Annotated in this window: 23 protein-coding genes, 1 tRNA gene and 2 pseudogenes; 15 read left to right on the top strand and 11 right to left on the bottom strand. The window is 40.9% G+C overall.

The genetic code is table 11. The features are described 5' to 3' along the window. Positions 1–532 precede the first annotated feature (532 nt). The 4 genes from CEF20_RS11730 to CEF20_RS11715 all read right to left on the bottom strand — a co-directional run bounded on the left by CEF20_RS11730 (position 533) and on the right by CEF20_RS11715 (position 3,342). Positions 533–1,285: a LytR/AlgR family response regulator transcription factor gene (locus tag CEF20_RS11730; protein WP_100332119.1), complete on the bottom strand. Its 753-nt coding sequence runs from the start codon at positions 1,283–1,285 to the stop codon at positions 533–535. A 1-nt stretch (position 1,286) separates the two neighbouring features. Beyond that, positions 1,287–2,063 (bottom strand): sensor histidine kinase, encoded by a 777-nt coding sequence (locus tag CEF20_RS11725; RefSeq protein ID WP_232713504.1) that lies wholly within the window; start codon positions 2,061–2,063, stop codon positions 1,287–1,289. Between the two features lie 539 nt (positions 2,064–2,602). Next, positions 2,603–2,782, bottom strand: a complete 180-nt coding sequence (locus CEF20_RS11720; RefSeq protein ID WP_100332117.1) for a cyclic lactone autoinducer peptide — start codon at positions 2,780–2,782, stop codon at positions 2,603–2,605. After that, positions 2,779–3,342: an accessory gene regulator ArgB-like protein gene (locus CEF20_RS11715; RefSeq protein ID WP_100332116.1), complete on the bottom strand. Its 564-nt coding sequence runs from the start codon at positions 3,340–3,342 to the stop codon at positions 2,779–2,781. Before CEF20_RS11715 ends, CEF20_RS11720 begins: the two co-directional genes overlap by 4 nt. A 736-nt stretch (positions 3,343–4,078) precedes the next feature. Here CEF20_RS11715 and CEF20_RS11710 point away from each other — a divergent pair. The 5 genes from CEF20_RS11710 to CEF20_RS11690 all read left to right on the top strand — a co-directional run bounded on the left by CEF20_RS11710 (position 4,079) and on the right by CEF20_RS11690 (position 8,359). Beyond that, positions 4,079–4,435: a PadR family transcriptional regulator gene (locus tag CEF20_RS11710; protein WP_100332115.1), complete on the top strand. Its 357-nt coding sequence runs from the start codon at positions 4,079–4,081 to the stop codon at positions 4,433–4,435. Next, positions 4,422–5,198, top strand: coding sequence for a permease prefix domain 1-containing protein (locus tag CEF20_RS11705; RefSeq protein ID WP_100332114.1), 777 nt, complete (start codon positions 4,422–4,424; stop codon positions 5,196–5,198). Before CEF20_RS11710 ends, CEF20_RS11705 begins: the two co-directional genes overlap by 14 nt. Before the next feature lie 206 nt (positions 5,199–5,404). Next, the gene (locus tag CEF20_RS17105; protein WP_232713502.1) at positions 5,405–5,851 is read left to right on the top strand and encodes a hypothetical protein; all 447 of its coding nucleotides are present in this window, start codon (positions 5,405–5,407) and stop codon (positions 5,849–5,851) included. Between the two features lie 323 nt (positions 5,852–6,174). Then, positions 6,175–7,701 (top strand): hypothetical protein, encoded by a 1,527-nt coding sequence (locus tag CEF20_RS11695; protein ID WP_232713500.1) that lies wholly within the window; start codon positions 6,175–6,177, stop codon positions 7,699–7,701. 13 nt (positions 7,702–7,714) lie between these two features. After that, on the top strand, positions 7,715–8,359 hold the full coding sequence (locus CEF20_RS11690) for an ABC transporter ATP-binding protein (protein ID WP_100332112.1): 645 nt from the start codon (positions 7,715–7,717) through the stop codon (positions 8,357–8,359). A gap of 55 nt (positions 8,360–8,414) precedes the next feature. Here the strand turns inward: CEF20_RS11690 and CEF20_RS11685 are convergent, their stop codons facing one another. Beyond that, positions 8,415–8,801: a hypothetical protein gene (locus CEF20_RS11685; protein WP_100332111.1), complete on the bottom strand. Its 387-nt coding sequence runs from the start codon at positions 8,799–8,801 to the stop codon at positions 8,415–8,417. Between the two features lie 701 nt (positions 8,802–9,502). Next, the gene (locus tag CEF20_RS11680; RefSeq protein WP_332849206.1) at positions 9,503–10,681 is read right to left on the bottom strand and encodes a MalY/PatB family protein; all 1,179 of its coding nucleotides are present in this window, start codon (positions 10,679–10,681) and stop codon (positions 9,503–9,505) included. Positions 10,682–10,781: 100 nt separating this feature from the next. On the opposite strand from CEF20_RS11680, the gene CEF20_RS11675 reads away from it, so the two are divergent. Further along, positions 10,782–11,045, top strand: coding sequence for a DUF1871 family protein (locus CEF20_RS11675; protein WP_100332109.1), 264 nt, complete (start codon positions 10,782–10,784; stop codon positions 11,043–11,045). Here CEF20_RS11675 and CEF20_RS11670 read toward each other — a convergent pair. Continuing rightward, positions 11,040–11,852, bottom strand: a complete 813-nt coding sequence (locus tag CEF20_RS11670) for an alpha/beta fold hydrolase (RefSeq protein ID WP_100332108.1) — start codon at positions 11,850–11,852, stop codon at positions 11,040–11,042. The two genes, CEF20_RS11675 and CEF20_RS11670, sit on opposite strands and share 6 nt — an antisense overlap. A 112-nt stretch (positions 11,853–11,964) precedes the next feature. Between CEF20_RS11670 and CEF20_RS11665 the strand changes: the two genes are divergently transcribed. Next, positions 11,965–12,465: an Lrp/AsnC family transcriptional regulator gene (locus CEF20_RS11665; RefSeq protein WP_100332107.1), complete on the top strand. Its 501-nt coding sequence runs from the start codon at positions 11,965–11,967 to the stop codon at positions 12,463–12,465. Then, entirely contained in the window at positions 12,465–13,643 is a 1,179-nt protein-coding gene (locus CEF20_RS11660; RefSeq protein WP_100332106.1) for an aminotransferase, read from the top strand. The genes CEF20_RS11665 and CEF20_RS11660 overlap by 1 nt, the downstream gene beginning before the upstream one ends. 371 nt (positions 13,644–14,014) lie before the next feature. On the opposite strand, the gene CEF20_RS11650 is transcribed toward CEF20_RS11660, so the two are convergent. Continuing rightward, positions 14,015–15,358 carry a sodium-dependent transporter gene (locus tag CEF20_RS11650; RefSeq protein ID WP_100332104.1) on the bottom strand — a complete coding sequence of 448 codons (1,344 nt, stop codon included), beginning with the start codon at positions 15,356–15,358 and terminating at the stop codon, positions 14,015–14,017. Positions 15,359–15,583: 225 nt separating this feature from the next. Between CEF20_RS11650 and yugI the strand changes: the two genes are divergently transcribed. The 3 genes from yugI (at position 15,584) to CEF20_RS11635 (ending at position 18,840) form a co-directional block, all read left to right on the top strand. Continuing rightward, on the top strand, positions 15,584–15,946 hold the full coding sequence (yugI, locus tag CEF20_RS11645; RefSeq protein WP_100332103.1) for a S1 domain-containing post-transcriptional regulator GSP13: 363 nt from the start codon (positions 15,584–15,586) through the stop codon (positions 15,944–15,946). 404 nt (positions 15,947–16,350) lie between these two features. After that, positions 16,351–17,550, top strand: a complete 1,200-nt coding sequence (locus tag CEF20_RS11640; protein ID WP_100332102.1) for an ornithine--oxo-acid transaminase — start codon at positions 16,351–16,353, stop codon at positions 17,548–17,550. Between the two features lie 45 nt (positions 17,551–17,595). Then, positions 17,596–18,840: a Glu/Leu/Phe/Val family dehydrogenase gene (locus CEF20_RS11635; protein ID WP_100332101.1), complete on the top strand. Its 1,245-nt coding sequence runs from the start codon at positions 17,596–17,598 to the stop codon at positions 18,838–18,840. Positions 18,841–18,976: 136 nt separating this feature from the next. Here CEF20_RS11635 and CEF20_RS11630 read toward each other — a convergent pair whose 3' ends face one another. Then, positions 18,977–19,207, bottom strand: a complete 231-nt coding sequence (locus tag CEF20_RS11630) for a DUF378 domain-containing protein (protein WP_100332100.1) — start codon at positions 19,205–19,207, stop codon at positions 18,977–18,979. Between the two features lie 134 nt (positions 19,208–19,341). Here CEF20_RS11630 and CEF20_RS11625 point away from each other — a divergent pair, with 134 nt between their 5' ends. Together CEF20_RS11625 and CEF20_RS11620 are read left to right on the top strand one after the other, a co-directional pair. Then, the gene (locus CEF20_RS11625; RefSeq protein ID WP_100332099.1) at positions 19,342–20,697 is read left to right on the top strand and encodes a glucose-6-phosphate isomerase; all 1,356 of its coding nucleotides are present in this window, start codon (positions 19,342–19,344) and stop codon (positions 20,695–20,697) included. Positions 20,698–20,772: 75 nt separating this feature from the next. Next, the gene (locus CEF20_RS11620) at positions 20,773–21,177 is read left to right on the top strand and encodes a YugN-like family protein (RefSeq protein ID WP_100332098.1); all 405 of its coding nucleotides are present in this window, start codon (positions 20,773–20,775) and stop codon (positions 21,175–21,177) included. Here the strand turns inward: CEF20_RS11620 and CEF20_RS11615 are convergent. Then, the gene (locus CEF20_RS11615) at positions 21,167–22,159 is read right to left on the bottom strand and encodes a potassium channel family protein (RefSeq protein ID WP_100332097.1); all 993 of its coding nucleotides are present in this window, start codon (positions 22,157–22,159) and stop codon (positions 21,167–21,169) included. The genes CEF20_RS11620 and CEF20_RS11615 overlap by 11 nt on opposite strands. A gap of 115 nt (positions 22,160–22,274) precedes the next feature. On the opposite strand from CEF20_RS11615, the gene CEF20_RS11610 reads away from it, so the two are divergent. Continuing rightward, a tRNA-Ala gene (locus tag CEF20_RS11610) sits at positions 22,275–22,347 on the top strand. Between the two features lie 97 nt (positions 22,348–22,444). Here the strand turns inward: CEF20_RS11610 and CEF20_RS11605 are convergent. Further along, positions 22,445–23,641, bottom strand: a pseudogene (locus CEF20_RS11605) (tyrosine-type recombinase/integrase). Between the two features lie 213 nt (positions 23,642–23,854). On the opposite strand from CEF20_RS11605, the pseudogene CEF20_RS11600 reads away from it, so the two are divergent. Then, a pseudogene (locus CEF20_RS11600) lies at positions 23,855–24,089 on the top strand (IS21 family transposase); the annotation flags it as partial.

Genomic DNA, 24,089 nt, shown 5'->3' with positions numbered 1-24,089 from the left:
CACGTCAAGTATACTTGGTAACCTGTTCAGCGATGGACAGCTGAATCATCAGAAGTCAGCCGAGGTCATAGTATCTGTCTACTCGAGAAGACAGGAAAGGACTGAACAGATGAAGAAGAACGGATACTAGGCGTTTTTTATCTAAGATGAAGCATACAATTCCTATTGGAACCTACTGAAATGGAGGATGTGGTGAATACATGGGGGACTTTCAGAGGGGGAGAGCAGATAAAGGCACAAAAGGGTATTGGCGAATCGCGCGCAGACCAGTCCTACACAAAACTCTTGATAACACCTATTGGTATCATCAAGGGCCAATAAGTCTATATGTCCGTTACACTCAATTGCGTCCAATTGAATCTGAACTGCCGTATATGGAGAACCGTACGGAAGGTGGTGTGAGAGGTCAGAGGTTCATCACCTCCTCCTGCTCGATTAAACTTTTAGGTTTGTCGATGAGATTTTATATACATAGTCCATAGGTGATATAGACTTAAAGCGATTCCAAAAACATTAGCGTCACAACGTTATTCTATACTCTATTTGAAGATGTCCATTCTGTCATTTTGATTTGTAATCCTCGCAAAGCTCGAAAAGAAATGTAACAGGTTTCTGTATTTGTCATTGTTAGTGTTCTATCTTTTTTATTAATTTCTCGAATATGCTGTAAGTTGATAATATAGCTCTTATGGCAACGATAAAATCGGCTGTCTAGGCTCTCAAGGGCCTTTAATTTTCCATAAAATTCATAACGTCCGTTTTTAGTATGTAATTCTATCTTGTGAACTTGGCTGGAGGTAGCAAAAAAATAAATTTCTTCATAGGGAATGTTCTTAATAAGCTCTCCGATTTTTAACTGGAAGTAGTGTCCTTCATCTACATGTCCTAATTGTTTATATTTTTGATAAGCAACTTCTAACGCTGTGATTAGTTGATGTGTAAGCTGCGTTTGCTCTCTTTTTACTATGAAGTCGAGTGCGGCCAGTTTATACGTAAAAGTTAATTGTAGCATTTCTGCATGTGTAGTTACAAATATAATACTTGCTTGAGGATCACGATCCTTAATTTTACCAGCTAATTCTAGACCTGTTAAAGAGCTTCCTAATTCAATATCCAAAAAATAACAATCTTCCCGATCGTGTTCTATATAAGTAAGTATGTCTTCAGGACTAGAAGTTGCTAAGGTGAACTCTATACTCGGATACTGTATCAGCGCATATTTTTGTAGCTTTGAATAAATATATTCAAGTTGTGTAGCATCGTCCTCGCAAATGATCACTTTCATGTCAATTTCCCCTACTCTGAATTTCTATTTCTTGAATAAACCAATTCTGTTCGATACGCGTATGCATAAGGACCTGTGGATAACGCCCTAAAATATTTTTAATATTGGCTAGTCCCGTACCGCGACATTTACCCTTTGTAGAGAATGAATCTTTGAATATATTCACTAGATCAATTGAATCATCTTGCAGAGTATTTCGAATAATAATGATAGTTGAATCTAATTTTGTTTTAAAGAAGGCAATGTTAATTTCTCCTTGGAATGCTGTTTCGTTTGCTTCAATGGCATTGTCGATCAAAATACCCATAATTCTTGTTAAATCAATAACGTTCATATCAATATTATCAATGACTTCAGGTATTTCAAGACTGATTTTGATGCCTTGTTCATCTGCCTGAAGGGCTTTTGTAGCTAATAACCCTTTTAAGCTAACTAATTGTAAATGATCTAAGTTGCCTAATACTCTGGTTTTAAATAATGTATGTGCTTCGGTTTGTAAAATATGTTGTCGAAAATATTCTTTTAGATCATCTAAATTATTATCATCAAGGTAGCCTTTCATTGTATATAAAATATTTCGATAATCATGACGGAACTTTTGCATATCTCGATTGACTTTTTCGAGGGTCTCCATATATGCCGTAAATTGTTCTATTTCTATTATACGTTGCTTAATTTGATTTTCTTTTTGTACACTGTATAACAGTAAACTAAACAAGAGAATCATTAATAAAAAATAGCTTAATTGAGTCGTTAAATTGATTTTCACTAGCTCCATTTCATCTTGGTTTGATTGGAAAAAAATATTTAAGTAAAGAACAAAGATGGTTGTGCTAATGATAATGAAAAGAAGTACTTGCATGTATAATGGGATATCTAAGTGAGACACTATTTTTTCAATACTCTTTTTGTAACAATAGACAAAAATGACGAAAATTAAAAGGAAAAGTAAGGAATGTGAGAAAAAAGATATAATGTTTTCTAAGTGAAATAGATCATTATTTACAAGTTGTGTTAGATGATCTGCTAACATGCCGCCTATAAAGAGAATGCATAAGTCTAGTAATGCTCGATAATTGTTTGAAAATCTATAAAATAATACGGCGGTTGTAGAAAATAAAGTAAGAATGCTCAACCAATGGGCTATCCATATGTATACAAAAATAGTTGGTAAAACAATACCGACTATCATAAAAAATATCTTTCGGAGATCGAATTGAATGTTTAATGTATAGCTTAGGCCAAGAAATATGGAGATAAATTCAATTAAAGCAGTATACATAGAGATACTCATCGATTTAATTCCCACTTTCTTTATTACTCTTCATGTGTAAGAAATAGATGACTCCTCTTAAGTTCTTCAGGTATTTCTTCTTCATGAAAGAAAAATGTACAGGAGTTCACCGCCGCAAAATTTCCTACTAACAAAGCAATATTTGATAATTTTAAAAGAAGAACCCTTTTAGCTGATTGTAATAGTTTACTCATGGTATTCATAATGACTTCTCTCCTTTAAACTTTTGAATAAGTAAGGCTAAACTTTGTATCGCTACACCCAATACTATGAATTTATGGATGTATATGGGTATAGTACACGTAATAATACCTGTAGTCAACAACCGGGTGTGTGCTTGTTTCCTTAAATAGAGTCGGTGTTTTTCATTAATAATCGGTTGTTTGGCTGTTCCAACAGGTGCATATAAAAAAACAGTGGTTGCTGAGAAAATACCGGTACTCCAAACAAGCCATAATGGTAAAGGTAGAGCAGCTAAACAGGCGGACATAATAGGAAACGCTAGTACGCTCCAAGCTATACAACTAAATGAACTTGAAAAATGGTAACCAAATGATTTTTGCCTTAATGTATAGAAGGTTATATGTGTAACAAAAGTTGGTAATACACAATCAAGCAGAAAGGCGGCCCCATATACAATCAAGAATTTACATAAGTCAGCAAAAATCAATCGAACGCCGAATCGTATTTTTGCTTGATCTAGCTGTGTGTAATTCTTTTGTTTGATCAGTATATTGACAATAAATGATTCAATTGTTGACATTTAAATCTACTTCCTCTCTTTGAAGTAGTTTAACAATTATTCTTGAAGTTCAGCGCATCACATTATGAACGTTAAAATATTAGTCATAATCGTAGCTGAGTGTTGACAACTAATGTTGCCGAGATTAATAAGTAGACACAGATTGTTATCATAAATAGATCAATTATGAAGGAATGTGTCTATATGGCAAGAGGCCATTCGAAGAGGTATTAAAAATGGAAACTAAAAAAGCAATGCACTACTTTGTGAAAAGCCCTCGGTAAAATATGAGTTCATTCAAGAACATTGCTATCCATACCAAGTGAAGAAGACGTGCAAAGTTCTGGGAGTTTTCAAAAGCGGTTATTTCAAATGGTGAAAGAGACCAAAAAGTGAAAGGCAGAAAAAGCATGAGAAATGGTCACAAGAGATTTTAAAGTCCCTCTTCTAAGCCAAACTTGTCGTCCGTGTCTTTTTAGTGCATGCTTTTAACAGACATATTCCCCTTGCCATAGTGGGGTCAGATGATCTTATTTCTGTATTATTATTTTGATCATGATGGGAAAGATCTGTATAAATTCGGTTAATCAATAGGCGTGCTAAACTATAGAAAACGTTGAATACACAAGCATAATAAAAGCTTTTGGAAAATCATGATAGTTAATCAACATAAAAACCTTGCATTATTAGGTACTTGTATTTAAAATGTACATATAAAGTATTTATTACACAGTGATTCATTATTGGAGGAATATGATTGGAAGTTGATAAGGAATTACTAAAGGGGCATATTGATACACTGATATTATCCCTCCTAAGTAAAAAAGATATGTATGGATATGAAATTGCAAAAGTAGTTCGTATTAACAGCAATGGGGCGTTTGAATTGAAGGAAGGTACTCTGTATCTTTCTTTAAAAAGGTTGGAGAAGAAAGAATGGATTTCTTCCTATTGGAGTGATGAACAAGGAGCAGGAGCCCGTAGAAAATATTATCAAATGACTGATGAAGGGCGTTGCAACTTCAAGCTGAAAATCAAAGAATGGGAATTTGTAAAAAAGTTGATAGACACATTTTTGGATACATGTGAGGGGGATGGAAATGAGGAGGGTTGATGAATATGTTGATAACTTATATAAACATGCAAACTCAAAACATCCAGAAACAAAAGAATTAAAAGAAGAAACTCGTGTTCATCTTAATGAATCTGTAAAAGAGCTAATGAGCGATGGTTATACGGAAAATGATGCATTCAGAGTGGCAGTCGAACGATTTGGCGGGCTTGAGCAGGCAGAAAAATTAATTTCATTGATGGAAATTCGACAGAGAACATTTGCGAATTGGTTGTTGACGGTAGGGGTATCATTTTTAGTATTCGTCAGTTGTATGTTTGGTTTGCTTTTATATTTAGGAAACATTCATGATGCTCATTTTGCTGATATAGGATATCAAATTGGAGAAGAACTACCATCAGTAAATTCAAAGTCAACAGATCTTTTGTTTGTCAATGAACCATTTATTCTTAGAGCTTCTTTATACAGTACAGAATCAAGGCAAAAGAGTCTTTTGAAACCTAATTATATTTATGAAGACAATAAACGTTGGGTACCTGAGCTATTTAAAAGAGGATTGTACTATGAAACAGATCAATCTTTTGTCTCGCTGGAAGTTATAGATGTTCGAACAATTGGTATCTTTCTATTTGCTATCGGTTTTACAATTTATTATGTTTTATTTACCATCTGGGGGTTAATCCAATTATATCATGCAGAGGGATTAAAATTAATTTGGATAATAAACCTTTTATTGTTGAATATTGTTGGTTATTTATTATTTCGGATTAAAAACAAGGGGAAATTTAAAAAAACATCTAATTAAAGGATCAGCTGAAAAAGTTTATGGTTCTTTTGCTTATTGTGTGTTGTATTTAGAAATCAATATTTACAGTTTTTCAACGGTCTCTTTAAAGGTAGGAAGAGTAAACAACTAAAAATAAATTTTTATCCACAACGTTAATGCTGCATTCTTCAGGTGAATTAACAACTTGTTTCTCAATCTATAAATAAGCCTAAGGGGTGAAATGTATGCTAGGTAATCAATTATTAGTCGAATTAAAAAGAGTATATACAGTGAAAAATTTATTATTATGGCTGGCTATTCTTATTCTTATACCAACAATAAGATTTTATTCTATAAAAGAAGGATACCAATTCTTTGATCCAATTGAAGTATTCCAAGAGATGATGTCAACCATTATTTCTTTACTCTTTCCCGCTATTGTGATCACCATTTATTTACCAACCTTTTTGCAAGAGCAAAGAAATAACTTTATTCCTTACACTCGCACTAGAATACCGTTAAACATTTATTTGCTCAGCAAAGGTATCATAAATGCTTGTTTAACGGCGCTGGTTACATTTTTGTTAATATTTCTTACATTTGTTTTTGTGGTGTACATTGAGCCGAAATTAGGGATAATTTCTTACTCTTCTATAGATGAGAATATAGTTATTCCAAATGTTACTTTTTAACAATTCTTGGCATATGGAGATCTGACATATGGGCTTATTTATTCCTTGTGGGTTTCCGTAAATGCGTTAGTTTATTCAACTATTGCATTTATGCTCCTACTTGTCGTAGATAATCCTTTTATAGCTTTATCTGCTCCGTTTCTTTATTATCATATTTTCAATTTTATAACAGGTGTATTTGCAACACCATGGTTTTCACCCTTAAGTACTATTTTTCCATTTAATATTATAGAACAACCGTTATGGACTGTACTGGTGCCATTTTCACTTTTGCTCTTTATTATAATAGGTCTTTATGTATTCATAATCCGTAACAGAAAAGAATGGATGATATGAGTATGAAGCAGGGAAAACTTCGTATGAAAGAATATCTTGAAGAATTAATAGGTATTAAATGGTTAGCGATAGGTGTTGTTTTTTACTTTTATGGCTTTATGCTGAAAAAGGAGATAGTCAAGGCAGCTTATGAAATGGGTATGTCTTTTAATGGCTGGGACATTACTTTACGTTTGTTAAACGATATGTACCTCATTGTCTATTTTATAATCCCGATCGTGATGTTTTTTTCAATAAGATTTATTTTGTTAGATTTTGATTACCAGATTTTAATTCGATTAGGTTCGTTCAAAAAATGGATATACTATTCTCTTAAACATTTTTGGTTGAAGTGCACTCCTTTATTGTTTTTATGGGTATTCGTATCACTGTTTATGATGATTGGATTTCCGTACTCATGGCACTGGAGCACACTTAGCGAGGTTGAGCATATTACTAATACCCTTTATGAATTAGTGAAAACCTTTACTGTACCAATATATGTATTATTAGCGCAGTTAATTTTATTAATTTTAACGCTTTCATTGCTGCATATATTTTTAGCAACTGTATATGTGGTGACCAAAAGTAAGTATTTTATACTTTTTATTAGTGTAATGATTTTTTTGGGAAGTATTATAGGTTTTAAATTATTACCAAAGGAAATGTTTTTTTTATCTCCAACTACTTATTTTTCAATTGCAAAAGCAGCTAATTCATTTAATTCTCCTATTTCAAGTTACATTGTTCTACTAGTGCTTGGTTTATTTAGTGTTTTATATTTAAGAGTTGTAGACCTTAATAAAAAAATACATGCTCAATCCATAAAATCGTATATTCCTATAGTGATTTACTTGCTGTTGTGTTTAACAGGTATAATCTCAACAGCTGCTTCACTTAATCCTTCTGAATCAACCATTTGGGATGTTTGGGTAATGTCTTTTAGAGGCTCTAATGCAGAAAATTTTTCCTATGTCCCTTTTTTCTTTTATTTAATTGTATTCTTTGGTTTTATTTATTTAGTTCAGTTATTTTTAAGCAATGAAATTGATCGTCTTGGATACTACAAAATTATTCGTTATAAGAATTTGAACAAGTGGTTTTGGAGTTGGATGAGGAAATTATTAATAGTAGTGATTTTATTTCTTTTTACATTAATAGCACTGGCTCTTATAATAGCTAGTTGTTTCGGAATGCATACTAATTTTGATGTGACGATACTCTCTAACCCTTTGCATGAGATTATTTACCATTTTTTTATTAATGGTTTCTTACAGATTGTTTTATATATATTCGCTGTGTTTATTGTTTCATGGATAAGCAAGGAATCAATACAGGGTGTATTACTAATTAGTTTCCTGATGATATTAATGTTACCAGGTATTAATAAAGTAGGGATTATTCCAGTGGGGTTAAATAGTATTGTTTATTTAACTAATTTTTCGCCATATTCTCTAACGTATATTTTAATTATAATGAATGCTCTAACTTTTTTTATAATTAACTATTTATTCAAACAAAGTTTAAAAATATAGGTGGGGTGAAAATATGTCTATTATTTCATTAAAAAATGTAAGTAAAACATATAAAGGGCTAACTCTTTTTGATGGTGTAGATTTAAATATTGAAAAAGGAAAAATATATGGAATTGTGGGGCATAACGGTTCTGGTAAATCTGTATTATTCAAGATGATATGTGGCTTCGTATTCCCTGATAACGGTACGATTTATGTTAGAGGAGAAGAAGTTGGAAAAAGCAAAAGGTTCCCTGATAATTTTGGTATTATTATAGATCGTCCAGGTTATATTGCAAATAAAACCGGATTTCAAAACCTAAAAGAATTGGCGCTAATCAGAGGAGAAATAAGTGATGAAAAGATTGCTGAAACAATGGAAATGGTAGGGTTACAACCGCAGGCAAAGCAAAAAGTTAAAGATTATTCTTTAGGAATGAAACAAAAATTAGCTATTGCTCAGGCGATAATGGAAGATCAACAGGTTCTTATATTAGATGAGGCTTTTAATGCTTTGGATGTAGAAAGTGTAGACAGAATTCGAAATCTATTATTATCATTTAAGAATGAAGGGCGTACAATTTTAATGACGAGTCATAATCAGGATGATATTAATATCCTTTGTGATCATGTATTCCGCATCAATAGATATAAACTGGAACCCGTTTATCTGAAATAAACAAAAAATCAAGAACGCTGTTTTCAGTATCCATTAGCGTTCTTGATTTCGTTAATTAATTACTTTTCCATGAGCCAGTTACTTGAACATTTACAGGTGTATCTAAATCATTGCTGAACTGAACCCGTGTGCTTTTTCCTTTACTAACAGAGTTTGGTAAATTACGAGAGTCATTATCACTAACATTTCTAACCCAACTCCCTGTACCACTACTTGCTGTCATTCTCGCATCTACAACATAGCTACTGCCAACGCTTTTTGATTTCAAATGACCGTATTTACCAGATTCAGCTTTTGTTTGGTAACCTGTGTAACCACTTCCGTTAAATTTACCAACAGTAGTATTATAACCAGAATAACTTGTTCCTGCTTGTACTGCCCCACCAAAAGCTAACAAACCTACAGCCATACCTAAAACTGCTAACTTGTTCTTCTTCATCATGAGTCACCATCCATTAAAGTATTTGATTTTGTACCATATGTGTTAGTACAGGTTTAGTATATATTGATATGTAAAATATTTCTTGTTTTGTTCGTGAAAGCTCAAGAAACAGTAATAACCGTTAATTCCATCTTAATTCCGTATTAATAAATATCATTTTTCTGATAAAATTCGTATTCATAGTTTATTTCTACTTATCATTTAATTTGCATAATGTGTTTTTCTACTTATTTGGATTCATCACCACTTTTTGTAATTGAACGTAAAAAAGGTTTTTAGACTTCCTGGCAATAATGTTAGTTGCAAAAAAAATATGGAGGTTTTCATATATTTTTCGTGTTAAAAGAATTCCTAAAATTTGAAATTGTTAATAGAGAGATCTTTGATACGTAATATTTAGTGTATGTAGAGAAAATGTCAAAGGAAGAGTGCTACCCATCAATATGATTTCTCTTCTTTCTTTGTACTCGATAAAAAGACAAGAAAAGTAGGGGCGTTGGCGTCCAGTCTAATTTCACAATTTAGTTGATGAATAGTCCCTTTGACATGGAGCCTCTGCAGTTATAATGAAAAGCCTTGAAGCCATGGTATTAAAGGAACCATGGCTTCAAGGATGTCATACCTGTTTGTCCAGACAAAGCGGGCGGCAAACGGAGCTAAAAGTGTAAAATGTATTATGGCGTTTACATTCTCCCGGGCAATCAGTTTTTAAGCGCTTTATGCAGTCTTTTTAACCCTTCCTCCACTAATGAACGAGGGCAAGCGACATTCATGCGCACGAAGCCTTCTCCGCCGGCGCGATACTTCGAACCTTGACCAAGGGCGAGCTGGCCTTCGTGCAGAATTTTCTGCATCAGCTCTTCATCGCTTAGCCCGAGCTTGCGGCAGTCGATCCACACTAAATAGCCGCCTTCCGGTTCCATAACGGCTAACTGGGGAAGCTTATCCGCGATAAATGACTGTACGAGCTGGACGTTTTCACGGATATAGGCGATCGCTTCATCAAGCCATGGACCGCCATGGCGGTAGGCGGCTTCCATGGCGACAGTGCCCATTAGGTTAAGTTCAAAAAATCCGTGTTTCGCTTGAGTTTGCTTCAATTTTCTGCGAAGCTTCGGATTTGGTGCAATGATGGCTGAAGCCTGCAAGCCGGCAAGGTTAAATGTCTTGCTTGGTGCAATGAGCGTGATGATAAACTCTTGAAATTCTTCACGAATGGAGGCAATCGGAGTATGGGGAAATGGATCCGCCGTTAGATCGCTGTGAATTTCATCGGAGACGATGACCACTTGATGCTTTTGGCAAAGCTTGGCCACCTTTGTTAATTCGTCTTTCGTCCAAACGCGGCCACCGGGATTATGCGGGCTGCACAGCAGCATCAGCTTGGTCTCATCGGCAGATAGCTTCGCTTCCAAGTCCTCAAAGTCGATTTCATAATGATGAGCGCGCAAAACGAGCTGATTATTGGCGACTTGGCGTTCGTTGCGCTCGATCATATCGAAAAAAGGAGTATATACAGGCGATTGCACAACGACGGCGTCCCCCTTATCTGTAAAAGTTTCAATCGCCGCTTGAATAGACGGAACGACCCCGTGGTGAAACAGGAGCCAGCTCTCCTCGATTTCCCAGCTGTGGCGCGTTTTCATCCAGCCTTTGATGGCGGATCTTACTGAATCGGGAATCGCTGTATAGCCGTATATTCCGTGCTCCGCCTGCTTGGTCACCGCTTCAATGACAGCTTCCGGCGCCTTAAAGTCCATATCAGCCACCCACATGGGCAGAGCCTCCTCCACTCCGAATATCGCTTTCAAACGGTCCCATTTCACGGCGCCTGAACCAGCCCGGTTCATGACTTGATCAAATTTACTCAAAACCTTCACCATCCCTGACAAGTAGTATATAGTCATGGTAAAGTATTTTTACCGGAAAGAACAATCATTTGAACTTTCCATGTTCATTTTTTAAGAGGTGAGGAGTTCTATGGATTATACGCTAAAGATAAATCTTGAGCTTGGCCGCATTCTGCGGCAATGGGACCCGTTCCAGACGGGAGAAGACTTTTATGACACGGAAGCAGCTGATGTGATTCAAGCTGTCCATCAATTGGATGACCAAGAGAAATTAGCGTTAAAGATCAAGGAAATTTATGAATTCTCCTTTGATGAGCAGCTCACTTTGGCCAGTTGCCGCCAAGTGGCGGAGAAGCTGCTGCAAGTTAAGAATCAATCATCCTGCGAGCTATGAATTGAATACAAAAGCTGCAATCAGCGCGGCTGTCTCTTCCGGTTTTTCTTCGGGTACGAGATGGCCGGCTTTTTTTATGATGTCTAGGCGGCTGTTTGGCAAATCGGCAGCCAGCCGCTGTCCGATGCGCAGCGGAACGATGCGGTCATGCTCCCCCCAGATCAACAGGCAGGGCGTTGACAGTTCCCGCAGCTGCTCCGGCGCTAAATCTGCTTCGCGATGCCGCAAAAAGCGGGTCAGCCCTTGGAAAATGCTTCTTTCTTCAAAAGGCCGCCCATATCCGCCAATCATTTCGTCGTCAATGACTGATTGATCCCAGACTACTTGTTTTAAATTTCCTTCCACTCCGCTCTTTTCCAGCCGGCGCTTTACTGCAAATTCAGCAAACGGCAAATAACTGGCAGCGATGAACCGCTTTTTGGCCCGTGGCAAATAGGAGGAGGCCGAAATCAAAACGGCTTTTTCCGCCGCCTTGGGTCTGCGAGCAAGCAGCTGCAAAGCGAGCTGGCCACCCATGGAGTGGCCGGCGAGAACCACTTGTCCCGGCGTGAGCTCCTGAATCAAGCCGTCGATCGTGGCGGCAATATTCTCATAGGAATAGATATAGCTCTTTGGCTTTTCGCTTGCTCCGAAAGGCGGCCAGTCCACGGTCAGCACGGAAAAATGTTTCCGCAGCAATGGCGCGAGCTTTCGAAAGCTGAATGAAGAAGATAAAAAGCCGTGCAAGAGCACAATCGTATGAACGGCGGTGGAATGCGGCAGCCATTCATAATAAATTTGAATGCCGTTAATTTTTGTAGTAGCCATGTGATGCTCCTTTTTGTATAATTATATAAAAGAATAATATGAATTTAGTGAAAAATCACAAACAATTCCCCTTTATACTAGGATACCATTTATGATGTTTGGAGGAATACGTATGCAACTGACTGACAAGGAGCTGGAAGCGCTCCATATTCTTGAACAGAATGCCCGGCTTTTGCCTGAGGACCTTGCTAAAATGATCGGCGAGGATGTGGAAAAGACCAAATCCATCATCCAGCGTCTGGAGGAAGAAAGGATCATCGTTTCTTACACGACGCTTGTAGATTGGGCCAAAATCGACAGTTATCAGGGCGTGACGGCGATGATCGACGTGAAAGTAACGCCAAAGCGCGGAGTTGGCTTTAGAGAAGTAGCCGAAAGAATTTACCGTTATAAAGAGGTCAGCTCCGTCTATTTAATGTCGGGTGCTTATGATTTGTCGGTCACGGTGGAAGGCCGCTCTATGAATGAGGTGGCCCGGTTTGTGTCAGAGAAATTATCGACGCTGGAATCCGTTGTCTCGACGACGACCCACTTTCAGTTAAAGAAATATAAGCATGATGGCATCGTATATGAACAGAAGCCAGATGATCCGAGAATCGTGGTGGCTCCGTAATGACAGTCACGAAAAGCTATGTCGCTCAATCTGTCGAAAGAATGGCGCCCTCCGGCATCCGCAAATTTTTCGATTTAGCGGCTACGATGGAAGGCGTAGTGTCTTTAGGTGTAGGTGAACCGGATTTTGTCACTTCCTGGTCGGCGCGTGAGGCGGCGATTGTTTCCTTGGAGAGAGGGCTGACCTCCTACACGGCCAATGCCGGCTTGCTCGAACTGCGGGAAGCGATCAGCCAATACATAAGCGAGCGTTTCTATGTTCCTTACTTTCCTCAAGAAGAAGTGATTGTGACCGTGGGAGCAAGTCAGGCGATCGATTTGGCGATGCGGGCCATCCTTGACCCCGGAGACGAAGTGATCCTAGTAGAGCCATGTTTTGTTTCTTACAAGCCGCTTGTGGAATTGGCGGGCGGAAGAGCAGTGTCGGTCAAAACAGAGGCTGCGCACGGTTTTAAGCTCCGAGCAGAAGAGCTGGAGAAAGCGATTACTCCCCGTACGAAAGCGCTGCTGCTATGCTCTCCTAATAATCCGACTGGTACGCAGCTGGAGAAAGAAGAGCTTGCGGCGATTGCCCGCATAGTGCAGCAGCATGATCTATTGGTAGTGGCTGATGAAATCTACGCGGAGCTTTCCTATGACCGCCCGCATCTATCCATCGCCAGTATCGACGGGATGCGCGAGCGTACCATTATGATTAACGGGTTTTCCAAAGGGTTTGCGATGACAGGCTGGCGCTTGGGCTTCGTCTGCGCGCCGAAAGAGCTGGCTGCCGCGATGCTAAAGATTCATCAGTATACGATGATGTGCGCTTCCACTCCGGCTCAATACGCGGCATTAGAAGCGCTGCAAACCGGCAGAAAAGAAGTCGACGAAATGAAAAAAGACTATCGCCGCCGCCGCAATTATATGGTCGAGTCCTTAAATGAGCTTGGCTTAACTTGTCATATGCCAGGGGGAGCATTTTACGTCTTTCCTTCGATTGAACAGACAGGCCTCACTTCCGAGCAGTTTGCCGAGCAGCTATTGCGGGAGGAAAAAGTAGCCGTTGTACCAGGATCGGTTTTCGGTGCGGGCGGAGAAGGCTATATTCGCTGCTCCTATGCTTCATCCATGGAACAGCTGCAAGAAGCGATCAAGCGCATCAAACGCTTTCTGCAAAAAAAGAAACAGATAAAGTGAATCTTCAAACCGCAGGAGTTTTTCCTCTCCCGCTGTTGAAAAGAAGAACAAAGGCTTGCCCTCGCAACGCCTTCTGGACGAATCGGGCATCTTGCATGCGGAGTTTAGAAGCTGTGTTTTCGCAAGCCAGCTTTTTTCATGCAGCTGAATCAAAAAAAGCTGCCGCAAATCTTGCGGCAGCCGAGGAGTTATGGGGCAGAAGCCATCTTTGGACGAAAGGGAAATCTGCTTATTTATAGCATGCCCTTTTTCTCGAACAATATACTTTCTTTTTTAGGCTCTATGAAAAACAATTTACTAAATCTGGTGGTACAGGAGTAAGGGCAACTCTCAAAGACAGGGTTTCCCTTGTTTATTATCCATTATCAATATTAAAATAATCCGAACGACTGCAAAAAGACGAGGGTGATGGCAACAGGTGCTACGTATTTCACGCAGAAGTACCAAACGGCAAAAAACTTAGAGCCGATGGAGGATCCCCGCAATATTTCCTCGTATACTTCATTCCGCTTCATGCGATAACCGACAAACAGCGAGATGAATAATGCGCCGAGCGGCATGCCGATATTATTAGTGATAAAGCTGGCAAAGTCGAAGATTGAGCGGCCAAAAATTTCCACATCGCTGAATACACCGAATGATAGAGCGCTAGGAATGCCGACGACAAAGATGGATATACCGGCAATCCATGTGAACTTTTGCCGCTTGGCCGGGTCGCCTTTCGTTAAGGCAGCAACAACAATCTCTAGAATTGAAAACGCGGAAGTAAGTGTCGCAAATAATAATAGCAGCAAGAAGATAAAGAAAAATACAGAGCCGAAAGCAATTTCATTAAAGACAGCTGGCAGAACGACAAACACCAGACCAGGTCCGGCATCCGGCTCAAAGCCGAGCGCGAATACGGCAGGGAAAATGACAAGGCCTGCTAATAACGAAATCACAATATTTAATCCCGCTACAGAGAAAGCCGAGCGCGGCATGTCCTCATTTTTTCCTAAATAAGAGGCGTAAGTGATCATAATGGAAACTCCGATGCTTAAAGCGAAAAACGCTTGGCCTAAAGCAAGCAGCGATGTTTTGCCGGTTAGCAGCGACCAATCCGGCTTGAGCAGGAAGGTTACGCCTTCCATCGCGCCATCAAGTGTCAGCGAGCGAATGACCAAAGCGATAAAAAGCAAAAACAGCGCGGGCATTAAGAATACGCTGGCCCGTTCGATTCCTTTCTGGATGCCTCCGCGCACGACAAGAATTGTCATCAGCATAAATACCCCTTGTGCAAGAATGACCTCTGCCGGGTTGCTAATAATTTGTTCAAACAATTGATTGTAGTCTGCTTCCTTTGCTTGAAACAGCTGGCCCGTGCCGTTGCGCAGCAAGTAGGATAAGATCCAGCCGCCAACGACGCTGTAAAAAGATAAAATGATGAAGGCGGAAGCGACGCCAAGCACGCCAACAAGCGGCCACGCGGAATGAGGCACCAGCTTTTGAAAGGCGGTGATGGCATCACGCTGTGTCCGCCGGCCAATAAAAAACTCTGCTAATAAAATGGGAGCACCTATAACAATTGTAAATAAAATAAAAAGAAGAAAGAAAACTCCTCCCCCGTTCATGCCTGCCATATAAGGAAACATCCAAATGGCACCAAGTCCAATCGCGGATCCTGCAGCTGCAAGGATAAATCCGATCTTCGAAGACCATTGTTCTTGCTTATTCATGTACTTCTCCTCTTTCTAATCATAATGACTGTACTACTTTACTATGTTTTAAAAGTAAAAAACAAGGCTTTTTCGCAATTCACAGAATTTTATTGAAATGTAAGGGTTTGCATAGCTTTAGGGACAGCTGCCTGAATCATGAGATATATGCTTAGCTATTAATTTACGAGTATGATATAATTTTTTGATGCGTAGATAAGGAAATTAATGTTTAGGAGTGTTTGAATGGCAACTCACTATCAACCAGGCCAATTGGTAACAGGGAAAGTAACAGGAATTCAGCCGTATGGAGCGTTCATTGCCCTTGACAATGGAACGCAGGGATTGGTTCATATTTCTGAAATCACTCACGGCTATGTAAGGGATATTCACGATCATCTTCAGGTGGGCGAAACGGTGAAGGTGAAAGTAATTTCCGTTAATGAAGAAGAAGGAAAGATCAGCTTATCCATCCGGGCTACAGAAGAGGCAAAACCGGCTGCCGTTCAGTCCATTCGCCGTCTTCAGTTAGATAAAAACAAGGAAGGGTTTAATACGCTAAAGGACAAGCTTCAAGAATGGATTGAACAATCGGGAGAAAGCAGATAAGATGATCGGAGAAACATGGGCGCCTTTAGCGCCCATGTTTCTTTGAGGTGCGCTTAAGCGGATTCTCCATCAACTCTCTAAAGAGAACCTCTTTCTATGGAAATAAAGCGCCTCCATTCTTCTCCTTTTTAGAAAACTTCTATTCTCTCCCTTCCTTTGGAAAAAACTCTTGAAAAAAGTGATAGGATTTTGCATTATAGTAAATGTAAGGGGTTTCTTAATGCGAATATTTTTGGCATTTTCCTTAAAATAAATACACTAATGACAATTGAATAAGAAGGCTTGTCTTTCTTCTTCCGGGTTTACAAGGGAGCCGCTGGCAGGTTTATGGATACGAGGATCAGCTGAGGGTGAAGAGAAGATTATCGGTCAGCGATTCAATAGATGCTTATGGAGGGGATCGGATGACAGGAAATGAGCGTGCTGCGCAAATCGTGAAGCAGACAGAACGGTATGGGGCCCCCAATTACCGCCCGCTGCCGGTTGTCATTTCTGAAGCAGCAGGGGTATGGGTGAAGGATCCTGCGGGTAATCAATATATGGATATGCTCAGTGCTTATTCCGCAATCAATCAAGGGCATCGCCACCCGCAGATTATTCAGGCTTTGAAAGACCAGGCAGAGCGTGTCACGCTAACCTCGCGTGCCTTTCACAATGATCAGCTTGGTCCTTGGTATGAGAAGATTTGCCAGTTAACAAACAAAGAAATGGCACTGGCGATGAATACGGGGGCTGAAGCAGTAGAAACAGCTATAAAAGCGGCCCGGCGCTGGGGCTGCCAGGTCAAAGGGATTCCTGAAGGGCAAGTGGAAATTATCGCTTGCGAAGGGAACTTTCATGGACGTACAATGGGGGCAGTGTCGCTGTCATCCGATGCTGAATATAAGCGCGGATTCGGGCCGTTGCTTCCTGGCATCAGGCTCGTTCCTTACGGGGAGATTGAGGCCTTGAACGCAGCGATTACTTCCGAGACGGCCGCTTTTATTATCGAGCCAATACAAGGAGAAGCTGGTATCCGCATTCCGCCGTCTGGCTTTTTACAAGCGGCTTATAAGCTTTGTAAAGAGAAACATGTTCTGTTTATTGCGGATGAAATTCAGGCGGGCCTTGGCCGCTCCGGCAAAATGTTTGCGTGTGAGTGGGAGCGGGTGGAACCGGATATGTACATTCTTGGAAAGGCATTGGGCGGCGGAGTTTTTCCGATTTCCTGCGTGGCGGCTGATCAAGAGGTTCTTGAATTGTTTACTCCAGGCTCCCACGGCTCTACTTTTGGCGGCAATCCAATGGCTTGTGCCGTATCGCTCGCAGCGATCGAGGTACTCCAAAAAGAAAAGCTGGCAGAACGCTCCTTGGAATTAGGGGAATATTTTATGGGTAAACTAAAAGAAATAAGACATCCTTCAATAAAGGAAGTCCGCGGCAGAGGATTATTTATTGGAATCGAGCTGCGGGAACCGGCCCGCAAGTACTGCGAAGCATTAAAAGAAGAAAAATTGCTGTGCAAAGAAACGCACGACACGGTCATCCGCTTGGCGCCGCCTTTAGTTATTTCGAAGGAAGAGCTGGACTGGGCGCTTGAGCGAATTGACAAAGTGTTCAGATAACGGTGCACCATTCAATGATTAAATGATAAAAGAGGCGAATTGTAAATGTCGGAAAATCTCAATTTATTTACATCAACCCAGAATGTCATTAAAGAGGCACTGACAAAGCTGGGATATACTGAAGAAATGTATGAACTGCTGAAAGAACCATTACGCATGATCACAGTCCGTATTCCGATTCGCATGGATGATGGATCGACGAAAGTTTTTACCGGCTACAGAGCGCAGCACAGCGATGCTGCTGGACCGTCGAAAGGCGGCGTGCGCTTTCATCCGGATGTAAATGAAGAAGAAGTGAAAGCGTTAGCTGCTTGGATGACGCTGAAAGCAGGAATCGTTGACCTGCCATACGGCGGAGGAAAGGGCGGGGTGGTATGTGATCCTCGTCAAATGTCCATGGGAGAATTGGAGCGCTTAAGCCGAGGCTATGTTCGCGCAATCAGTCAAATGGTTGGTCCGGCCAAGGATATCCCAGCTCCGGATGTGTACACAAATTCGCAAATTATGGCTTGGATGATGGATGAGTACAGTCATATTCGCGAGTATGATTCTCCTAACTTTATTACGGGAAAACCGCTTGCTCTTGGCGGATCTCACGGCCGCGAGAAAGCGACTGCTCAAGGCGTGACGATCTGCATTAAAGAAGCAGCGAAAAAGCGTGGCCTTAATATGAAGGGCGCCCGGGTTGTCATTCAAGGCTTCGGAAACGCGGGCAGCTTTCTGGCGAAGTTTATGCACGATGCCGGGGCGAAGGTGATTGGCGTTTCCGATGCTTACGGAGCGCTTTATGATCCGGAGGGCTTAGATATTGACTACTTGCTTGACCGCCGTGACAGTTTTGGCACGATTACGACTTTATTTGAGAACACGATTTCTAATAAAGAGCTGTTAGAGCTTGATTGTGATATTTTAGTGCCGGCGGCTATTTCGAACCAGATTACGGAAGAAAACGCTCATGAGATTAAAGCGTCCATCGTGGTGGAAGCAGCGAATGGGCCGACAACGCTTGAAGCGACGAAGATTTTGACAGAACGCGGCATTCTTTTAGTGCCGGACGTGCTGGCGAGCGCCGGCGGTGTGACCGTTTCCTACTTTGAATGGGTGCAAAACAATCAAGGCTACTACTGGACGGAAGAAGAGATCCATGAAAAGCTTCAAGATAAGCTGACAAAAGCATTCAATAATGTATATGAAACAGCTCAAACGCGCGGGGTAAATATGCGTCTTGCTGCGTATATGGTTGGCGTGCGCCGAACAGCGGAAGCGTCTAAATTCAGAGGATGGGTATAAGCGGTGCCCTATTTGTACTTTCTTTAATGAAACGGCCAGTCTGATTCAAAAAAACAGTCAGATCTCTTTCTGGAGGCCATTGCCGAGATCTGACTGCTGAATTGGATCAGGCTTTTTAGATGCTTACACCTTTGAATTAAGTATTCGCCAGTTCTCTTGGACGCTCAATTTCTTCAGTAGGTTTAAATAGTAAGCCGATATTGATAAGTCCGGCCAGTCCGACGAGTGTATAGATAATTCTTGAAAGTCCAGAAGTCTGGCCTCCGAATATGGCCGCCACTAAGTCGAATCGAAACAGGCCGACTAATCCCCAGTTCAGCGCACCGATAATCGTCAGCACTAAGGCGAAACGTTGTAATCCGCTCACATGATCCCTCCTTTCTTCAATTTCCTGCTTAGTTTGTGCGTTTCCCGTTTTTCTATGCAATGGGACATGTCGCTTGCACCATTTCCCATCAACCGTTAAAGTAGAGGTGAAATAATTATAGGGAGGCCGCTGTAATGACATCTATCAAGTTTGACTATTCTAATGCCTTATCCTTTTTTGGGGAGCATGAAGTGGAATATTTGCGTGACGCTGTAAAGGTAGCCCATCATTCTCTGCATGAAAAGACTGGACAGGGAGGAGACTATACAGGATGGCTTGACCTGCCAGCCAATCACGACCGGGAAGAGTTTCTGCGGATTGAGAAAGCAGCTGAAAAAATAAAAAAAGATTCCGATGTTCTTCTTGTAATCGGCATCGGCGGTTCTTATTTAGGGGCGAAAGCTGCGATTGACATGCTAGGCCACCATTTCTCCAATTTATTGCCGAAAGAGAAGCGTCAAACTCCGCTAGTGCTGTTTGCCGGCAACCACTTGAGTTCGACATACATAACAGAACTAATGGACGTTCTTGAAGGGAAAGACTGGTCCATCAATGTGATTTCTAAATCAGGAACTACAACGGAGCCGGCATTGGCTTTCCGGGTGTTCCGCCGTTTGCTGGAAGAGAAATACGGGGCGGAGGAAGCGAGAAAGCGCATTTATGCAACGACTGACCGCAAGGAAGGGGCATTGAGAAGTCTTGCCCAAGAAGAGGGATATGAAACCTTCGTTATTCCGGATGATGTCGGCGGACGTTATTCGGTTCTTACGGCTGTAGGGCTGCTTCCAATCGCAGTCAGCGGCGGAGATATTGCAGCTATGATGAAAGGAGCGGCACAAGCGGCAGAGGATTTAAGCCATTCGGAGCTCGATCAAAACATCGCTTATCAGTATGCTGCTGTTCGTCAAGTGCTGTACAATAAAGGAAAAACGATTGAAATGCTTGTGAATTATGAACCAGCTCTGCAATACTTTGCGGAGTGGTGGAAGCAATTATTCGGCGAAAGTGAAGGGAAGGACCAAAAAGGAATTTTCCCGGCTTCCGCAAACTTTTCAACTGACTTGCATTCCTTGGGCCAGTACATTCAAGAAGGGCGCCGCGATTTGTTTGAAACAGTCATTAAAGTGGAAAACCCTCGTCGCGACTGGACTATTGAGGAGGAAGCGGGCGACTTGGATCGCTTGAATTTCTTGGCAGGCAAGACCATTGATGAAGTCAATCATAAAGCATTTGAAGGAACGCTTCTGGCTCATACGGATGGCGGCGTGCCTAATTTAGTCATCAGCATCCCTGCATTAGATGCGCATACATTCGGGTATCTCGTCTACTTTTTCGAAAAAGCCTGCGCAATCAGCGGTTATTTACTTGGCGTGAATCCATTCGACCAGCCGGGAGTGGAAGCTTATAAGGTGAACATGTTCGCTTTGCTTGGCAAACCAGGATACGAAAGCGACCGCAAACGTTTAGAACAGCGGCTGATGAATAAATAAAAAAATTCCGCGGAGAAATCCGCGGAATTTTTTTATTTTAGGAGATACTAAGCGTGAAGAAAGGAGAAGATGCTAATGATTGAACTATCTTCAACGCTTCCAGGGAAGAGCTATACATTATACGAGCTGGAGCAGAAGCTGAAGCCCATGGGGTATGTAATCGGCGGCAATTGGGATTATGATCACGGCTCCTTTGATTATAAAATTGATGATCAGGGCGGCTATCAGTTTTTGCGCCTGCCTTTCGTGGCTGCAGACGGCCAGCTGGATTCACCGGGGGTTACGGTCCGCTTCGGCCAGCCGTATGTATTATCCCATGTGTATCAGCAAGGGCTGGATGAGGAAGCCTCCGCCGGCAATTTCAGCGGTTCGTTTAATCAGTTCGCTGAACCTGAGGATCCCGACGGCCGTCTGAAAGAAAAGTACATTATCTCTGCTAAGCGTCTTCTGGAGGAAGCGGAAAAAATGCTTAATGCTTAATGACAAGAAGCTCATCATTAGAGTTGAAAGTAGTATCAAGGGGAGGATTGATGGATGCCTTCTCTCCTTGTTTAATGCCGATTAATAAAATGCGGTCTTGGAGCAGCAGCGAAGCCAGCTCTCGAAAGCTGAGCTGCTTCCATTCTTCTTTGACGGACATCACTTTTAAATGCCCGCCGTTTAACGGATCAAGCAGATGAGTAATCGTGTGAGAAATTCCGTCAAAGTAAAGGCTGTTCAGCATGATGGAGCTGGCATGCCTGTTGGTTTCAATGACTTCATCTGCTCCGGCCCGCTTAGCGTTTATGACTTGATCAGTAGTCAAGATCTCAACGACACAGTAGAGGGACGGTTGGCAGCCCTTCATAGCGACTAATGTGAGGATAGCATTCATGTCTGCGTAGACTTCATTTTTGTTTTGATCGGATGTGATTAAGGCGGTGGCTGCGTCTTTTACATTGGCTTTTTTTAATGTTTCGTCCTTATAGGGAGCCCCTTGAATGAAATGGACGACTTTTTCGGGATACGGATTTTCCCGCAGAGAATCATCGATCAATACGATGTGACGCGGCACAGGCATTTCTTGCAGCCGGTCGATAATTTCCTTGGACCGCTCATTCCAGCCGACGATCACTAAATGATTCTTATGGGCATAGACAGCTTTCCCCTCTCGCAGCGTATTTTGCGAGGTCACAGCCGCCGCCGCTAAATTAATAAAATAAGCAGATAAAAAACCGGCTCCAATAAAAATTAATCCAATGCCAAGCACCCGTCCGGCAACCGTCTTCGGCGCATAATCCCCAAAACCGACTGTGGAGGCTGTCACAACAGCCCACCATATTCCCTCAAATATGGTCGGAAAGGTTTGCGGTTCAATGAAATGAACGGCTGCTCCAAATAATGTAATGAAAAATACAGCCATTCCCAATATTCTAACGACTAGCGGCGCTTCCACGTATTTATAATAAATCTGCTGGAGCATAAAGAAAGCCTCCTTCTTTTTCTGCTTTCTTATTATCCCCTTTTTTTCAAAATATGAAACGAAAGCTCTTGCTTTTTGTATGAAAATGAATATAATATTTCTTGAGACGTTTTTCGGGGCATTAGCTCAGCTGGGAGAGCGCTACACTGGCAGTGTAGAGGTCAGCGGTTCGAGCCCGCTATGCTCCATCACTTAACCCCTTGCACAGCAAGGGTTTTTCTTATGTCTGAAAATAGTTAGACAAACGAAAGTCAGCAAATGGGGTCCGATTGGGGACCGATTTTTTTAACCTTGCTTTTTTTGGCCTAAAAACAATCCATCTAATTTGTCTGCAGCTTCTTGATCTGCTTTTTTTAATGCATGTCCATAAGTGTCCATTGTGATTCGTATATCAGCATGGCCGAGACGTTCTGAGATAATTTTTGCGTGTACACCTTGGTTAATCAACAAAGTAGCTGACGTGTGCCGCAGATCATGCAAACGGATATAACGGACACCAGCTGTTTCTAAAAGTCTTCTCCACCAGGTTGTGGGGGTTGTTGGATAGAAAGGGCGTCCATTCTCATTGCAAAAAAGAAATTCATGCTCTGTTTCTTCCCACATATCCATCATTTACATTCGCTCTTTCTTCCAATGGAGATGATAGGCCCTTAGCTCTTCGATGACAGAAGGAGGAAGAGTAACCGTGCGCATAGACTTTTTTGTTTTAGTATGTTTGAGTAATGGTTTCCCGCTTTCACCTCGAACCAGTGCTTGTCGGATAGACAATACCCCTTTTTCAAAGTCTACATGCTTCCACTCTAGACCAAGCAATTCACCACGACGTAACCCGGCTGCTAATGCTAGTGCAGTAAACACTCGCCAGTGAAATGGCTTTTCTTGTACAGTTTTAAAGAGCTGCTCTACCTCTTTTTCGTTATATACATTGATTTCCTTCAAGTGATTAGTATTTTTTGGCCTTTTAACTGAGGCAACAGGGTTTTCTTTAATGAGCTGCCATTCTACTGCTCGTTCAAAGATATTGCGAAGTACCCGGTATACATATTGCTTGGAGCCTGTTGATAAAGGGAGTTTCTTTCCATCCTTTCTTGTTAATCCATCCAACAAATTTACAATATTAATCGGTTTAATCTGATCTAGACGTTTGTTCTGTAACTGAGGAGTGATATGATTGTTTAAAAATTGTTTATGAGCTTCAAGAGTCCCAGGGGACAGTTCATTTTTTGCGTATTTCTTTTCCCATTCCTTCACAAATTCTTCAAAATTCATTTTTTCCGGAGCTATGTATTCTCCGGCTTCCACTTCTGTTTTGAATTTGTACAGCTCTGTTTGTAAATAATCATTTAATTTCTTCTTTGTTTTCAAAAGAGAGGGATCCACTCGAATTGTTTTTGTTTTCTTTTTGCGTTTTCCTTTGGCGTCATAACCAGCTTCAACGACTAATAAAAAAGAATTTTCTCCACGTTTTTGGATACTGGCCATCTTATTCACTCCTTCTTTTTCTATCATTTAGGCTTTAGCTGTATTATTCAATCTGGTTACTACTACAAAAATAGTAATTAAGCTTCCTTGTAAACGCTAAACTAAAAGTTGACCACTTCAGTGCTCATCGCTAATGCAAAAGTTGACCACCTTTAACACTCAATCCCGTATCATTGTGTTTGTCCAGAACATAATGATGCAGGAGGAAAAGGAATGTTAAAGATGGCTAATATTGAGCTTATCAGAAAATTACACGTAAAAGAAGGAAGGTCGATTCGACAGCTTGCTAAAGATTTCAGCTGCTCACGACAGTCCATAAGAAAAGCACTGAAGTTAACGGAAGAACCCAAGTATACCCGAAAGGCTCCAGTTGTTAATCCCGTGATTGATCCAGTCAAACCACTGATTATTGAATGGTTGATGAATGATCGAAACGCGCCCCTAAAAC

The sequence above is a fragment of the Bacillus xiapuensis genome, assembly GCF_002797355.1.
GTDB classification, from domain to species: domain Bacteria; phylum Bacillota; class Bacilli; order Bacillales; family Domibacillaceae; genus Bacillus_CE; species Bacillus_CE xiapuensis.
The sequence above is the reverse complement of the archived record's forward strand: the minus strand, read 5'-3'. Positions and strand labels throughout refer to the sequence as shown.

Coding starts and splice junctions, on each gene's coding strand:
- CEF20_RS11625 (WP_100332099.1), top strand. CDS start 19,342: ATGACATCTATCAAGTTTGACTATTCTAATGCCTTATCCTTTTTTGGG.
- CEF20_RS11670 (WP_100332108.1), bottom strand. CDS start 11,852: ATGGCTACTACAAAAATTAACGGCATTCAAATTTATTATGAATGGCTG.
- CEF20_RS11685 (WP_100332111.1), bottom strand. CDS start 8,801: ATGATGAAGAAGAACAAGTTAGCAGTTTTAGGTATGGCTGTAGGTTTG.
- CEF20_RS11720 (WP_100332117.1), bottom strand. CDS start 2,782: ATGAATACCATGAGTAAACTATTACAATCAGCTAAAAGGGTTCTTCTT.
- CEF20_RS11695 (WP_232713500.1), top strand. CDS start 6,175: ATGGATGATATGAGTATGAAGCAGGGAAAACTTCGTATGAAAGAATAT.
- CEF20_RS11715 (WP_100332116.1), bottom strand. CDS start 3,342: ATGTCAACAATTGAATCATTTATTGTCAATATACTGATCAAACAAAAG.
- CEF20_RS11690 (WP_100332112.1), top strand. CDS start 7,715: ATGTCTATTATTTCATTAAAAAATGTAAGTAAAACATATAAAGGGCTA.
- CEF20_RS11640 (WP_100332102.1), top strand. CDS start 16,351: ATGACAGGAAATGAGCGTGCTGCGCAAATCGTGAAGCAGACAGAACGG.
- CEF20_RS11650 (WP_100332104.1), bottom strand. CDS start 15,358: ATGAATAAGCAAGAACAATGGTCTTCGAAGATCGGATTTATCCTTGCA.
- CEF20_RS11705 (WP_100332114.1), top strand. CDS start 4,422: ATGAGGAGGGTTGATGAATATGTTGATAACTTATATAAACATGCAAAC.
- CEF20_RS17105 (WP_232713502.1), top strand. CDS start 5,405: ATGCTAGGTAATCAATTATTAGTCGAATTAAAAAGAGTATATACAGTG.
- CEF20_RS11730 (WP_100332119.1), bottom strand. CDS start 1,285: ATGAAAGTGATCATTTGCGAGGACGATGCTACACAACTTGAATATATT.
- CEF20_RS11620 (WP_100332098.1), top strand. CDS start 20,773: ATGATTGAACTATCTTCAACGCTTCCAGGGAAGAGCTATACATTATAC.
- CEF20_RS11665 (WP_100332107.1), top strand. CDS start 11,965: ATGCAACTGACTGACAAGGAGCTGGAAGCGCTCCATATTCTTGAACAG.
- CEF20_RS11635 (WP_100332101.1), top strand. CDS start 17,596: ATGTCGGAAAATCTCAATTTATTTACATCAACCCAGAATGTCATTAAA.
- CEF20_RS11675 (WP_100332109.1), top strand. CDS start 10,782: ATGGATTATACGCTAAAGATAAATCTTGAGCTTGGCCGCATTCTGCGG.
- CEF20_RS11725 (WP_232713504.1), bottom strand. CDS start 2,063: ATGGAGCTAGTGAAAATCAATTTAACGACTCAATTAAGCTATTTTTTA.
- yugI (WP_100332103.1), top strand. CDS start 15,584: ATGGCAACTCACTATCAACCAGGCCAATTGGTAACAGGGAAAGTAACA.
- CEF20_RS11660 (WP_100332106.1), top strand. CDS start 12,465: ATGACAGTCACGAAAAGCTATGTCGCTCAATCTGTCGAAAGAATGGCG.
- CEF20_RS11615 (WP_100332097.1), bottom strand. CDS start 22,159: ATGCTCCAGCAGATTTATTATAAATACGTGGAAGCGCCGCTAGTCGTT.